At 75.1% G+C, this 13489-nt stretch carries 12 protein-coding genes; 1 reads left to right on the top strand and 11 read right to left on the bottom strand.

The features are described from left to right. Positions 1–113: 113 nt before the first annotated feature. From RSE42_RS17140 to RSE42_RS17130, 3 genes are all read right to left on the bottom strand, one after another. Entirely contained in the window at positions 114–641 is a 528-nt protein-coding gene (locus tag RSE42_RS17140) for an Hsp20/alpha crystallin family protein (protein ID WP_085387202.1), read from the bottom strand. Between the two features lie 102 nt (positions 642–743). Then, positions 744–1709 carry a hypothetical protein gene (locus RSE42_RS17135; protein ID WP_415297299.1) on the bottom strand — a complete coding sequence of 322 codons (966 nt, stop codon included), beginning with the start codon at positions 1707–1709 and terminating at the stop codon, positions 744–746. Next, positions 1706–3100, bottom strand: a complete 1395-nt coding sequence (locus tag RSE42_RS17130) for an exonuclease domain-containing protein (protein ID WP_415297297.1) — start codon at positions 3098–3100, stop codon at positions 1706–1708. Before RSE42_RS17130 ends, RSE42_RS17135 begins: the two co-directional genes overlap by 4 nt. A gap of 222 nt (positions 3101–3322) precedes the next feature. On the opposite strand from RSE42_RS17130, the gene RSE42_RS17125 reads away from it, so the two are divergent. Beyond that, the gene (locus tag RSE42_RS17125; protein ID WP_415297296.1) at positions 3323–5113 is read left to right on the top strand and encodes a M28 family peptidase; all 1791 of its coding nucleotides are present in this window, start codon (positions 3323–3325) and stop codon (positions 5111–5113) included. Positions 5114–5225: 112 nt separating this feature from the next. On the opposite strand, the gene RSE42_RS17120 is transcribed toward RSE42_RS17125, so the two are convergent. The 8 genes from RSE42_RS17120 to RSE42_RS17085 form a co-directional block, all read right to left on the bottom strand. Continuing rightward, complete coding sequence (locus RSE42_RS17120; RefSeq protein WP_114553396.1) at positions 5226–5909, bottom strand: SDR family oxidoreductase; 684 nt, start codon at positions 5907–5909, stop codon at positions 5226–5228. 111 nt (positions 5910–6020) lie between these two features. Continuing rightward, positions 6021–6593: a PASTA domain-containing protein gene (locus RSE42_RS17115; RefSeq protein WP_415297294.1), complete on the bottom strand. Its 573-nt coding sequence runs from the start codon at positions 6591–6593 to the stop codon at positions 6021–6023. Positions 6594–6698: 105 nt separating this feature from the next. Next, complete coding sequence (locus tag RSE42_RS17110) at positions 6699–8015, bottom strand: NAD(P)/FAD-dependent oxidoreductase (protein WP_228485103.1); 1317 nt, start codon at positions 8013–8015, stop codon at positions 6699–6701. Positions 8016–8272: 257 nt separating this feature from the next. Then, positions 8273–10120, bottom strand: coding sequence for an AMP-binding protein (locus RSE42_RS17105; protein ID WP_415297292.1), 1848 nt, complete (start codon positions 10118–10120; stop codon positions 8273–8275). Continuing rightward, positions 10117–11223, bottom strand: a complete 1107-nt coding sequence (locus tag RSE42_RS17100; protein ID WP_415297291.1) for a hypothetical protein — start codon at positions 11221–11223, stop codon at positions 10117–10119. The genes RSE42_RS17105 and RSE42_RS17100 overlap by 4 nt, the downstream gene beginning before the upstream one ends. Further along, positions 11181–11783: an ABC transporter ATP-binding protein gene (locus RSE42_RS17095; RefSeq protein ID WP_232322690.1), complete on the bottom strand. Its 603-nt coding sequence runs from the start codon at positions 11781–11783 to the stop codon at positions 11181–11183. The genes RSE42_RS17100 and RSE42_RS17095 overlap by 43 nt, the downstream gene beginning before the upstream one ends. Then, a complete protein-coding gene (locus RSE42_RS17090) occupies positions 11780–12811 on the bottom strand; it encodes a peptidoglycan-binding domain-containing protein (RefSeq protein ID WP_170963641.1) in 1032 nt (343 codons plus the stop codon). The genes RSE42_RS17095 and RSE42_RS17090 overlap by 4 nt, the downstream gene beginning before the upstream one ends. Then, positions 12804–13430 carry a hypothetical protein gene (locus RSE42_RS17085; RefSeq protein WP_043655937.1) on the bottom strand — a complete coding sequence of 209 codons (627 nt, stop codon included), beginning with the start codon at positions 13428–13430 and terminating at the stop codon, positions 12804–12806. Before RSE42_RS17085 ends, RSE42_RS17090 begins: the two co-directional genes overlap by 8 nt. Positions 13431–13489: the final 59 nt, after the last annotated feature.

Raw genomic sequence — 13489 nt, 5'->3', positions numbered from 1 at the left:
CGGACGGGGCCGGCACCACGAGGGTGCCGGCCCCGCCGTCCGACCGCGCAGGGGCGTGCGCGGCCGGGTAGGAGGGCCGGCGCGACGCCGGGCGTCGCGCCGGCGGTGCGGCGTCAGGCCGCGCGGGTGACCTCGATGCGCTGAGGAGCGCGGCCGGCGAACACGCCGGCGACAGTCACGGTGAGCACGCCCGCGTCGTAGGACGCGCGGACGGCGTCGGCCTCCGCCGTCTTCGGCAGGGTGACGGTGCGGCGGAACTCGCCGAACCGGACCTCGCGGACGCGGCGCGCGGCCGGGGCGACCTCGGCCGCCTCGTCGGTGCTCGTCGCGGGCTGCTCGCCCTCGGCCTGCTCGGCGTCGTCGGCCGCCTCGTCCGCCGGGGCCTCGACGACGCGCTGGTCACGACGCTCGCCGCGGACGACGAGCCGGCGACCCTCGAGCTCGACGGTGACGTCGCGCTCCGGGTCGACGCCCGGCAGGTCGAAGCGGGCGACGAGGTCGTCACCCTCGCGGTACACGTCCGCGGCGGGCGCGAAGCCCGTCGGGGCGACGCCCGCGCCGGACGGGCGCGTCCAGAGCTGGCGCACGAGCCGCTCGGTGGGGAGCGGACGGAACGGCGCCACGGTGTAGGTGCTGATCATGGTGGTCCTCCAGGTCGGTCGTGCCACGGGGGCCGTGGCGTCTGACCTGTGCAACCTTGAGCGTGCCCCGCTCAGTCCCGAGTTCGCGCACGACGAACGGGCTCAGCCGCGGCGCGCCGTCCGGCGGGCCTTGCGCGCGGACGCGGCGCGCTCCTCGGCGGCGTCCAGCCGCTCGTCGACCGCGTCGAGAGCCTCCCGCGCGGCGGACTCCGCGTCCCGCGCGTCGCTCAGGCGGGCGCGCAGCGCCTCGCGCTCGTCGGCGAGCCGTGCGAGCTCGTCCTCGACGCGCGCGAGCTCGTCCTCCACCTGCCCGACGGCGTCCCCCGCCTCGCGCGCGCGGGCGTCGGCGTCGTCGCGCTCGGCCTCCAGCCGGTCGACCTCGGCCGCGCTCTCCTCGACCTCGCGCTCGGCCGCGGCCTCGGCGTCCTCCTCGGCGCCGGCCGGGGGCTCCTCGTCGCCGTCGGTCGTCCCGCCGCTGTCCGCGTGCGCGCCCGTGCGCGCGCGCAGCTCGACGACGTCGGCCGGCTCGCCGCCCTCGTCGACGATCCCGAACCCGACGTGCTGGAGCGCCTGCGACAACCGGCCCGCCCGGACGAGCGCGCCCGCGTCCGGGTCCATGACCGCTGCCGTGAGGGTCTCCGCGAGCCGGTCGACCGCCGTCCCGGACACCGCCCGGCCCGCGATCTCGCCCGCGTCGCGGACCTCCCCGACGACGCGCTCCACCCGCTCGCGCCGCAGCCGGTCGAGCGTGCGCAGGCGGGTGCGGTCGCGGTCGGCCGTCGCGTCGCGCAGCTCGTCCCCGAGGCTCACGAGCGCGGCGACGTCGTCCGGCCGCTCGCGCGCCACCTGGTTCACGACCCACGCCGCCACCGTCGGCTTCGTGAGCCGGCCGACGCGCTCCGCACCGACCGCGTCGCCCGACGCCTTGATCCGCTTCGCGGCGGCCGTGCGCGCCACGACGAACTGCTCGAGCGGCAGCGCGAAGAGGTCGTCGACGAGCGCGTCGACGTCGACCGCGTCCTGGCCGGCCTCCTCGGTCGCGGCGCTCGTCGTCCTGCGCGTGCTCATGACGCCCAGCGTCGCACCCCGGGCTCGGGCGTGCGCCCGCTCGCGCCCTCGTGCGCGGCGAGCAGGCGCGCGAACGCCGCCTCGGTGACGACCGGGACGCCGTAGCGGCGCGCGGTGCGCGCCTTCGTCGAGAGGGAGTCGGGGTCGGCGGCGACGAGGAGCCGCGTGCGGCGTGTGACGTAGGGCCAGGGGGAGAGGCCCGCGGCGCGGACGTCGCGCTCCCAGGCCTCGCGCGTCCGCGACATGGAGCCGGTGAGCACGACCTCGTCGCCAGCGTCGAGCACGAACGCGGGCCGGGTCGGGACCGTGGCGCCCAGGACGGCGGCGCCCGGTGCTGCGGCACCCGGGGCCCCGACGTCCGCGACCGCGTCGACCAGGCGCGTCCCGAGCGCCGCCTCGACCGCTCCCGCGACGTCGTCGGCGTCGAGGCCGAGCTGTCCGGCGACCTCGTGCAGCGCCGGGTCGTCGCGCAGCGCCGCGCCGTCGTCCCGGTCGCCCGCGGCGGTCGTCCCGTCGAGCGCGTCGAGCTCGGCCCGGGCGAGCGCGGCCAGGTAGTCGCGGTGCAGGGTCTCGACCGTCGCGCGGTCGAGCCCGGCGTGCCGGGCCTCCGCGAGCAGCGCGGCCCGCTCGGCGTGCGAGACGTAGCGGTCGAGGAGCGCCTCGTCGAGCAGGCGCAGGTACGTGCTCACGTCGCGCCGCGCGTCCGCTCCCGGGGCGCCGGACGGGGACGGGTCCGGAACGGCGGGAGGGTCGGCGAGCGCCGCGAGCCAGTGCCCGCGGGCGCGGCTCGCGCCGCGCAGCACCGGCTCCGCGCCGGGCAGGGCGGCGGGCAGCGACCAGCGGACGCCGTCCGCCGCGGCGCGCGCGACGGCCCAGCACTCGTCGTCGGCCGCGACGTCGAGGTAGTACCCGAGCAGCCCCGCGGTGGCGCGCGCGTCGCCCAGGGCCGAGTGGACGCCGTCGTGCACGACGCCCACGGCCGCGCAGCACGCGGACAGCGCCCGCGAGCCCGTGAGGTAGCGGCTCGCGAGCTGCTGCGTGCACAGGCACGCGACGGGGTCGATGGCCGCGGCGATCCCGGCGCGCCCGATCTCGGCGCGCAGGAAGCGCGTGTCGAACGCCGCGTTGTGGGCGACGAGCACGCGCCCGGCGAGCAGGCGCAGGAGCGCTGGTGCGACGCGGTCGAACGTCGGGGCGAGCGCGACGTCCGCCGCGGCGATGCCGTGCACGTGCTGCGGCCCGAGGTCCCGCTCGGGGTTGACCAGGGTGGACCACTCGTCCTCGACGCGACCGGCGTCGTCCACGAGGACGACCGCGACCTCGGCGACGCGGTCGCCGAGGCGGGGGGAGAACCCCGTGGTCTCGAGGTCGACGACGGCGAATCCGGGCACGGGCACAGTCTGCCCGACGTCGCCCACGACCTGCCCCGGCGCCGCGGCCGTTACGGTCGTGTGAACTCCTCACGCTCGTGCCGCCCGGGGGTTCCGCGCACGGCCCGGGAGGCATACGCTCGCGAGCACACGAGCCTCCGCAGCGTCGCGTCTCGTGTGCGACTCGGCCGCACCCCGACACGACCGGGGGTGGTCCGCGGGGGCCACTGTCGAGGAGGATGCGTGAGACCACGAACGATCGTCCCGTCCGCAGCGGTAGCGGGCCTCGTGCTCGCGGCGCTGACCGCAGTTCCCGTCGGCGCCGAGCCTCTCGGCGCCGCGTCCGGCACGGCCGCCGGCAGCCTGCGGGCCGCCGCGGCCCCGCCCCCGCTCGAGGACCTCGTCACCGGCGACGCGGTCATGCAGAGGCTCCAGGACCTCCAGGACATCGCGGACGCCAACGGCGGCAACCGCGCGCTGGAGACGCCCGGCTACGAGGCGAGCGCCGTCTACGTCGAGGACGCCCTGCGGGCCGCGGGCTACGAGCCCGAGCGCCAGTACTTCACGTTCGAGGACCTGGAGACCGACGAGCTGTCCCTCACGGCGGCCGGCGTCGAGGTGACGTCGGACGTCTACCCGGCCGAGTTCGCGCCCGACACCCCGGACGACGGCGTCACGGGCCCGATCGTGCAGCCCGCCGACGCGCTCGTCCAGGGCTGCACCCCGGACACGTGGGACGGGGTCGCCGTGAGCGGCGCGGTCGCGCTGATCAGCCGCGGCTCGTGCCCGTTCGCCGACAAGGCGCTGTACGCGGCGCAGGCCGGTGCGGCGGCCGTGATCCTGTACAACAACACCGACGGCGCGCTGAGCCCGACCCTCGGTGCCGAGAACGACGCCTGGGTCCCGACGGTGGGCATCACGCAGGCCGCGGGCCAGCAGATCCTCGCCGCGATCGCGGGCGGCGCGGAGCCGGTCGCGACCTACGACCTGCAGACCCACGTCGAGGAGTTCGAGACGTTCAACGTGCTCGCCCAGACCCCGGGCGGACGTGACCACAACGTCGTCATGGTCGGCGCGCACCTCGACGGCGTCGAGGACGGCCCGGGCATCAACGACAACGGCTCCGGCTCCGCCGCGATCCTCGAGGTGGCGGTCCAGCTCGCGGCCGCGACCGACGGCGGCCAGGACGTCGAGAACGCCGTCCGGTTCGCGTGGTGGGGCGCCGAGGAGGTCGGCCTGCGCGGCTCGACCCACTACGTGAGCGACCTCGCCGCGAACGACCCGGCGGCGCTCGACGACATCGCGACGTACCTCAACTTCGACATGGTCGGCTCGCCGAACTACATCATCGGCGTGTACGACGCGAACGAGTCGACCTACCCGGCCCCGGTCGAGGTCCCGCCGGGCTCGGCCGAGACGGAGGCGGTGTTCACCGACTACTTCGACGGCATCGACCAGCCGTGGGTCGACACCGAGTTCTCGGGCCGCTCCGACTACCAGGCGTTCATCGAGAACGGCGTCCCGGCGTCGGGCCTGTTCACCGGCGCGGACGGCTCGAAGACGGCCGAGGAGGTCGCGATGTTCGGCGGCACCGAGGGCATCTTCTACGACCCGAACTACCACTCGCCGGCGGACACGATCGACAACGTCGACGCGACCGCGCTCGACATCATGTCGCGCGCCATCGGGCACGCCGTCGCCGCGCTGTCCGAGGACACGTTCGCGATCAACGGCGTGGGCAACCCGCGCGTCGACGCCGTCGAGGCGCAGGCGCGGTGCCTCAACGGCACGGCGTACGTCGCCGTGCGCGGCGCCAACGGCGAGGACGCCCCCGCGGACGTCCGGCTCATCACGCCGTTCGGCGAGAAGAAGTTCAGCGCCCTCGCGCCGGACAAGAACGCGTACCAGTCGTTCAGCACGCGCGCGTCGTCCGTCGCGGCGGGCACCGCGACGGTCGCGGCCTACCAGTGGCGCGGCGGCGACCCGGTGTACCAGCGGTACGACGTGTCGTACGACGCGATCGACTGCGGCTGACGCGCTGCACGCTGCGGCCGGCGCCCTGACCGGCCGGTGCACCCACGGGGCCGGGACCGTCCTCCTGCGAGGGCGGTCCCGGCCCCGTCGTGCGCGGTGCGCGGGCGGTCGGTCAGCGCTCGAGCGCCTCGAGGACCGGGGTGTCGCCCGCGGTGAAGCGGATGAACCGGCCCACGGTCGAGGGCGTGCGCAGCGCCTGGGCGACCACCATCGCGACGTCCGCGCGCGAGACGCGGGAGGCCGCGCCGTCGGGCACGTCGTCCGCGCCGTCGAGGCCGTCCGGGCCGTCGCCGACGACGCGGATCGCCCCGGTCGGGTCGTCGTCGGTGAGCGTGCCCGGCCCGAGGACGGTCCAGTCGAGGTCGGTGCCGCGCAGGTGGTCGTCGGCGGCGAGCTTGGCGTCGGCGTAGGCGAAGAAGCTCGAGTCGGGGTCGACGCCGTGGTCGGGCACCGACCCGATCCACGACACCATGACGTAGCGCGGCACCCCGGCCGCGACGGCGGCGTCCATGGTGCGGCCGGCGGCGTCGCGGTCGACGGCGTACGTCCGTTCGGGGTCCCCGCCGCCGGCGCCGGCCGACCACACGACGGCGTCGAACCCGTCGAGCGCTGCGGCGATCTCCTCGGTCGAGGCGTGCTCGACGTCGAGCAGGAGCGGCTCGCCGCCCAGGCGGCGGACGAGCGGGAGCTGTTCCTCGGCGCGCACGATCCCCGTCACGGTCGCGTCGTGGTCGACGAGGATCGGGACGAGCAGCCGGCCCACCTTGCCGTGGGCACCGACGAGGGCGATCTTCATGCGGCGGACTCCTGTCTGTGGAGGGTGAGAGTCCACCGTCCTCCGCCGTCGTCCGCGCCGCCACCCGGGGCGGCCCGGGCCCGGGTGCGCCGGGTCCCGGTCAGGGGCGCGTCACGGGCACTGCTTCGCGTTCGGGGCGGCGTCGAGCGTCACGGTCTGCGACGCGCGCACGAGGTCCCCGCCCTCCGGGTCCTGCGCGCACACCGTCCAGCCGTTGGCCGCGCCGGGCAGGGCGCCGGACCGCGCGTCGCGCGCGTCCACGACGACGACCGTCACCGCCCCGCGCTTCTCCAGGTCGGCACGCGCCTGCTTGAGCCGTGTCTCGATGAGGTTGGGCATGGAGAACGCCGGCTCGATCTCGACCGAGACCTCGACCCCGTCCGAGCTGCCCGGCTCACCGGGGCCGCCGGTCGGCTCCCCGGTCGGGTCCGGCGTCGGCTCGACGGTCGGCTCGGAGGTGGGGGTCGTCGTCGGCTGCGACGTGGGCGACGGCGACGGGCTCCCCGGGCCGCCCGGCAGCCCGTCCACGCGGCACCCGGCGAGCGCGGTCACGGCCACGACGGCGAGCACGACCGCACGTGCGCGTCGTGGTGCTCCCACGACTCGCGGCCGCGCGGCGTCGCGCGGCCCGTCGTCGTGCTTGCTGATGCTCGTCCGGTCCGTCATCGCCGACGGGTCCGTCATACGTCCTGCCACTGCACCGCCCCCGGTTGCCCCCTGAAACTGCTTGCGTGATCGAGGGTACGCGACAGGTGCCCGGTTGGCCCGCGCGCGGGCTGCCGTCGGGCGTCAGGGGCGCCCGGTGCCGGTGCGCTTCGGCGGCCGGACGGTCGGCACGTCGCCGACGATCGGGATGGGCCGACGGTGGAACGGGAAGCCGTAGCGCGTGACCAGGCCGGCGAGCGTCGTGAGGCGGTTGCGCGGCCCGATGAGCCCCATGATGTGGACGAACAGCCACGCGAGCCACGCGACGCCGCGCGTGAGCCGCAGCCTCCCGACGACCTCGGCGATGGCCGCGCGCCGGCCGATGACCGCCATGGTGCCCTTGTCGAAGTACCGCAGGGACGTCGTCGGGCGCCCGGCGAGGAGCGCCTCGATGTTCCGCGCGACCTGCTCGCCCGACTGGATCGCGGGCTGCGCGAGCTGCGGCAGCCCGGCGGGCGAGATCGCGATGTCACCCGCCGCGAACACGCCCGGCAGGCCCTCGACCTGGAGGTCGTCGCCGACGACGACGCGCCCGCCCTCGCCGCGCGGCAGGCCCCAGTCGTCGACCTCCTCGTGGGGGTGGACCCCCGCCGACCACACCGTGAGGTCGGAGCGGATGCGCGTGCCGTCGGTGAGGACGACGGCGTCGGGCAGCACCTCCGCGACCCCGGCACCCAGGTGCAGGCCGACGCCGCGACGGCGCAGCTCCTCCGCCGCGTACCGGCGCAGCTTCGGGTGGAACGACTTGAGCACCTCGCCGCCGCGCTGGACGATCTTCACCTCGAACGCGTCGCCGTGGATCTCCGGGTAGGCGGGCCGCAACCCGGCGGTGCGGAGCTCCGCGAGCGCCCCCGCGACCTCGACGCCCGTCGCGCCGCCGCCTACGACCACGACCCGCAGCCCCTCGTCCTTGCCGGGGTTCGCCGCGGCCTTCTCGAGGCGGATGAAGAGCGTGTCCCGGATCTTCATGGCCTGGGACCGCGAGTACATGGGGAACGAGTTCTCCTTGGCGCCCGGGGTGCCGAAGAAGTTGGCCGTGACGCCGTTGGCGACGACGAGGTAGTCGTAGTCGACCCACTCGTCGTTGAGGAGGCGGATGCGGCGCGCCTCGTGGTCGATGCCGACGAGGTGCTCGTGCACGACCCGCACGTTCTTCTGCTTGAGCCGCAGCCCGCGCAGGAAGTAGGTGACGTCGCCGGGGTTCAGGCCGCCCGTCGCGACCTGGTAGAGCAGCGGCTGGAACGTGTTGTAGACGCGGCGGTCCACGAGCGTCACGCGCACGGGGGCCTTCGCGAGCCCCTTGACGACGGCGAGCCCGGCGAACCCGGCGCCGACCACCACGACGTGCGGCAGGGGGGCGGCGGCTGCCGGTGCGGGGGCAGCGGTGACGGGCTCGGGCACGTGGCCTCCTCGGGGCGACGGGGTGGGAGAGCGCCGGTGCCCGCCCGACTGCGTCGCGGACGTCGCCGACGACGTGTGCCAGGTTACGGCGAACCCCGCCCCCACGCCGAACAGCCGACCCCGCCCCCGAGGCAGAGCCCTGGTCGCGCGAGGTAGACCCCTGGTCGCGCGAGGTAGAGGCGTGGTGGTGACCACGCCTCTACCTCGGCGGACCGGGGCTCTACCTCGCGCGTTCGGCGTGCGGGTGTGCGTCGCGGTCAGGGGCGGTGGTGCTCGACGTCGTCGCGGCCCAGGAGGTCCTCGCGGACGACGCGGCGCAGCACCTTGCCGATCTGCGAGCGCGGCAGCTCCGGCACGACGGCGAACGTGCGGGGCAGGGCGTACCGGGCGAGGCGCTTCTCGCCCCACTCGCGCACGGCGGCGAGGTCGACGCGCGGGGGCGAGGCGGCGTCGTCCGCGTCGTCGAGCACGACGACCGCCGCGACGTGCTCGTCGGAGCCGGACCCCGGCACGCCCACGACGGCGACGTCCCGCACGCCGGGCATCCCGCGCAGGTGCTCCTCGACCTGCGACGGGTACACCTTGAACCCGCCGGTGACGATCATCTCCTTGATGCGGTCGACGAGCGTGACGAGGCCGGCGTCGGGGCCGTCGAGGGCCACGCGCACGACGTCGCCCGTGCGCAGCCACCCGTCGTCGAGCAGCTGGTGGGCGGTCTCCTCGGGACGGTTCCAGTAGCCGCGGAACACCTGCGGGCCGCGGACGAGCAGCTCGCCGCGCACGGTGCGCACGCCGTCGTCGGACGGCTCGGACGGCTCGGCGTCGCGCAGGTCGCCGGCGTCGAGCGCGTCGGCGTCGACGACGCGGATCTCGGTGCTGGGGAACGGGAGCCCGAGGGTGCCGGGGCGGCGGTCGTCGGAGCACGGGTTGCCGAGCGAGATCGGCGACGTCTCGGTCATGCCATAACCCTCGATGAGCAGGCCGCCCGTCGCGTCCTCCCAGCGCTGCGCCGTCTCCGCGGTGATGGGCATCGCGCCGGCGAAGGCCAGGCGGATCGAGGTGAGGTCGGAGCCCGCGCCCGCGGCGTCGGCCGCGGCGGTGACGATGCGGTCGAACATGGGCGCGACGCCGGGCAGGAACGTCGCGGGCCGCCGCGCCTGGGCGGCGACGAACGCCTGCGGGTCGAACTTGGGGAACGCGACGAGGGTCGCGCCGACGCGCGCCGGCAGGGTGAGGCAGAACGTCAGGCCGAACGCGTGGAAGAAGGGCAGCACGCCGTAGACGGTCTCGGCGCCCTCCTCGAACGACGCCCACGCCTGGCCCTGAACCACGTTGGCGACGAGGTTGCGGTGCGTGAGGACCGCGCCCTTCGGGGTGCCGGTCGTGCCGCCCGTGTACTGCAGGAGGGCGACGTCGTCGGCGGCGGGGTGCGGCAGCGCCGGGGGGAGGGCCCGCGCGCGCCGGACCAGGTCGTGCCAGTCGGGCACGCCGGCCGGGAGCGGCGTGCGCAGGGCCTCGCGCTGCGCCCGGGCCCGGGCGACGGGCAGGCGCAGCGCGAGGCGGCTGCCGCGCGGCAGGTCGCGCGCGATGTCGAGCCCGACGACGCGCCGCAGCCCGGGCACGTGGGCGCGGGCCTCGAGCACGGCCGGGACCGTCTTGGTCCACACGACCGCGACGCTCGCGCCGGAGTCGGCGAGCTGGTGGGCGAGCTCGTCGGCCGTGTACGTCGGGTTGTGCTCGACCACGACGCCGCCCAGCCGCTCGACGGCGTAGAACGCGACGACGTGCGACGTCGCGTTGGGCAGCACGAGCGCGACGCGGTCGCCGCGCCGGACGCCGAGGTCGTGCAGGGCGCTCGCGGCGCGCTCGACCTGCGCCACGAGCTGCGCGTACGTGGTGGTCGCGCCGAAGAAGTCGACCGCGACGCGGTCCGGCCAGCGCTCGGCCGCGCGGTAGAGAGCGGCCGTGACCGGCTCGTCGGGGACCTCGACGTCCGTCGGGACGCCGGGGGCGTAACGGTCGGTCCACGGCCTCGTCGCCAGAGTGTTCACTACGCCACCGTAACCTACGGTTGCGTAGGTTGTGTGCGGCAGCGGTGTTGTCATCGGTCCTTCGCGTAGGCGAACAGGTCTTTCTCGTGCGTCGTCGCCAGGGCGACGGCGACGCCTGTCGCGCTACCTGCCAGCACGGACAGGACCACGCGCGCACCGAGGACCGTGCCGACCAGCAGGTCACCGTCCCGGCCGAACCACGTGAGCGAGAACGCCGTCCCGACCGCTACCGCCGGAGCGGCCCACAGAGCCGACTCCAGCAGCACGATCGTCCACAGGTCACGTCGTCGCATCCCGTCGTGAAGGGCCGTGGCGAGCTCCACTCGGCGAGCGCGCACGGCGACGAGGGCGACGACGACGGCGACCAGCCCGACGAGGAGCCCGCCGAACCGGGTGGCGCGCTCGTGGAACAGCCCAAAGCCGTCGAGCCCCGAACCCAGCGTGGAGTTGAGCTGCTGCACCTGGGGGACGTCGTCGACGCCACCACCCGGCCGGAGCACGGTGAAGAGCAGCGGGTTCAGGTCCGTGGTCATCGGCCACGCCTCGACCCAGCACTCGTCGAACGGTGCGCGGTACCCGGTGACGCTCACCGCCAGATAGCCGTACCCGTCCCGCCGGCCGTCGCGGGGGTAGGTGTAGGTGCCCGCGAGGCGAGACGACCCGGTCGTCGCGGAGAGCCGGTCGCCGAGCCCGAGGCCGAGCGTCGCGGCGGCGTCTTCGGTCAGGATCAGACCCGGCCCCCCGTCGGTCGTGGCACCGACGACGGCAGGGAACCCCGGGCTCGCGTCCGCGGCAGGCATGGGGGCGCCGGTAAGGGCGACGGCGGCGACGGACTCGTCCGGTCGGACGGTGAGCGCACCCGCCGTGTGCACTCCGGGCAGATCGCGCAACGACTCGCACCGCGCGGCGTCGACCCGGCCCGGTGCCGAGATCGTGAGAATCGACGCACCAGCGGCGCGGAACTCCGTGGCCTGCCTCTCGGCCGCGGCCACGGTCGAGATCTCAGCTCCCAGCGTGGTGAGGACCAGGACCATCAGCACCAGTGCCAGCGTGCCGCAGCGTGCCGTACCTGTGGAAGCGTTGCGCCACGCCTCGCGGAGGACCGAGCGCAGTCTCATGCGGCGGCGTGCAGCGTCAGGTCGACGTGATTCGAGCACGCGTCACGGGTCGCGGCGTCGTGCGTCGCGACGACGATGATCGTCCCGGGTGAGCGCAGCGCATCGAGCGACTCGTTGACGGTGCGGGCGGTCGGCAGGTCGAGCTGGGCGGTCGGCTCGTCCACGAGGAGGAGTCCTGGTTCCGATGCGATCGCTCGCGCCAGCATCAGGCGCTGCGCCTCCCCACCCGAGAGGCGTCGGAACTGCTGCTGCGCGACACCACCGAGCCCGAACCTGCCGAGGAGGTCAGCGGCTCGCCGATCCGCCTCCCGGGGGTGCAGCCCCCGCACGAGCAGCGGGAGCGCGACGTGGTCGTGTGCTGAGCGCCGCGGCGTCCCGTGCGGGTTCTGGAACACCCACCCGGTGCGCCCGACGCCCTCTCGCGCGACAACGCCCTCGCTGGGCGCCTCCCACCCGGCGAGCAGGCCGAGGAGGGTGCTCTTGCCCGACCCCGACGGGCCGGTCAGCGCGTAGGCGTGTCCCGGCCGCAGGTCGAGGTCGAGCCCGCGGAATAGCCACGGTCGCCCGGGGAAGCGGTGCCCGAGGCCGGAGACGGTCACGCGCACGGGGTGTCCTGTCGGGGCGACGTCTCGACGACGGTCGGCGGGATGCCGTCGAACAGCACGAACGTCTGGCCGAGCTCGGATCCCACGACCCGCACCGCGTGCGGGACGGCGCCTGTGGTCACGCAGCTGGTCCCGTCCGGTGCGGTGATCACCGCTGACGGTGGGACGACCGACACGTCCACCGGTTCTGACAACCGCAGTTGGCCGACCGGGGCCTCGTCGCCCGTACCTCCTTGCTGGAGCGAGGGCGCAGCGTCGAGCCGTGCGAGCAGCGATGGGTCGGTGACGGGGGCCTGCGGCTCGACCGCGACGTCGATCCCGTCCACGCGGAGCGTGCGCGCGCCGGCGACGAGGTCGGACGGCGCACCGTCGCGCAGCGTGACTTCGGCCAGCGTGCCGGGCGTGACGGCGAGCTCTGCTCCGGCTTCGAGTCGGCTCCCTATCGTGGCCGAGCACTCCGAGAGGGTGACCGACGGTCCGGGGATCCACAGGATGCGGGATCGCGGGACGGAGGTGAGTGCCGAGGGGGCACCGAGGTCGTCGAGGAGCGTGTTGACCGCCCGGAGCGTCTTCCTGCCGAGCGTCCCGGTGATCTCCACGGGGTGCCCCAGGCGCGTCAGCTCCTCCTGCAGCGCCCGCACGTCGTTGCCCTCGGCGCCGACCGGAAGGTCCCGCCAGAGGGGGAGCGTCGTCGCGAGCGCGACGATCGGCGCGTCGTCGAGCCAGAGCGGCGCGGTCCCGGACTCGATGGCCGAGCCGGGACGGCAGTCGAAGCGTGTGACGAGACCGCTACCGGGCGATACCAGCCCTGACTCCTCGCCGCGGGCGACGGCGAGCCGCACGGAGCGGACGTCGTCGAACGTGGCTGCCTGGACGGTGAAGGTGGTGAGGGGAGCGGGCGGTCGCAGGGCCGAAGGGACGGCCGGGGAGGCCCACGCGGCACCGAGGGCGATCCCGACGGCGACGAGAGTCAGCCCCCCGAGCACCCACAGTCCGGCCTTCGCAGGGCTGCGCTCAGCCACCGGCCAGGCCCAGGGGGTCGTCCGAGCACGTCATCAGGGCGTCCCGGAGCTCGGTCGTGAGAGCAGCGAGGTCGGAGAAGCGGCCCTCCGTGTCCGTGACATAGTCGTCTGCGGAGTAGGCGGCAGGGACGACCCCCTTGCCGACGAGGCACTCCGCCATGATGGTCGGGACGTCGAGGTTGGCCGGGTTCGACGCCATGATGTCGTGCAGCGCCCCGACCGTGTCTGCCCCCGACTCGCGCTCGCACACCTTCACCACCTCGTAGGGATCGCCTCCGTCCGGCAGGTGTGAGGCCTCATACGAGCCGTCGGGCTCGAAGCCCGAGAACGTCACGCCCTCGCCGTCGAGGCACGTACGGAACTTCTCCTCCATCTCGGCGTACTCGGCGTCGGTGATCTCCTCGTCGGCGATCGCCTGGCGGGCGAACTCGGACTCAGCGTCGGCGTAGAACGCGGCGAACTCGGCGGCGTAGGGCCCGTCGAACAGGGGAACCTCCGCCCCCGCACCCTCGGCCGCGCTCGACCCCGCGGACTGCGAGGTGCCGCACGCGACGAGGAGGGGCGAGAACGCGGCGAGTGCTGCCGCGGCGAAGAGCCGCGGGGCCTTGCATCGAGACATGATTCTCCGGTGGCTGGGCGTTCGTCGGGATCGAGCGGACCCGCGCTCCGCCGGTCGTC

The organism is Cellulosimicrobium sp. SJTW-1 (assembly GCF_047716875.1).
Taxonomy (GTDB): Bacteria; Actinomycetota; Actinomycetes; order Actinomycetales; family Cellulomonadaceae; genus Cellulosimicrobium; species Cellulosimicrobium funkei.
The sequence above is the reverse complement of the archived record's forward strand: the minus strand, read 5'-3'. Positions and strand labels throughout refer to the sequence as shown.

Coding starts and splice junctions, on each gene's coding strand:
- RSE42_RS17140 (WP_085387202.1), bottom strand. CDS start 641: ATGATCAGCACCTACACCGTGGCGCCGTTCCGTCCGCTCCCCACCGAG.
- RSE42_RS17135 (WP_415297299.1), bottom strand. CDS start 1,709: ATGAGCACGCGCAGGACGACGAGCGCCGCGACCGAGGAGGCCGGCCAG.
- RSE42_RS17120 (WP_114553396.1), bottom strand. CDS start 5,909: ATGAAGATCGCCCTCGTCGGTGCCCACGGCAAGGTGGGCCGGCTGCTC.
- RSE42_RS17115 (WP_415297294.1), bottom strand. CDS start 6,593: ATGACGGACCCGTCGGCGATGACGGACCGGACGAGCATCAGCAAGCAC.
- RSE42_RS17105 (WP_415297292.1), bottom strand. CDS start 10,120: ATGACAACACCGCTGCCGCACACAACCTACGCAACCGTAGGTTACGGT.
- RSE42_RS17085 (WP_043655937.1), bottom strand. CDS start 13,430: ATGTCTCGATGCAAGGCCCCGCGGCTCTTCGCCGCGGCAGCACTCGCC.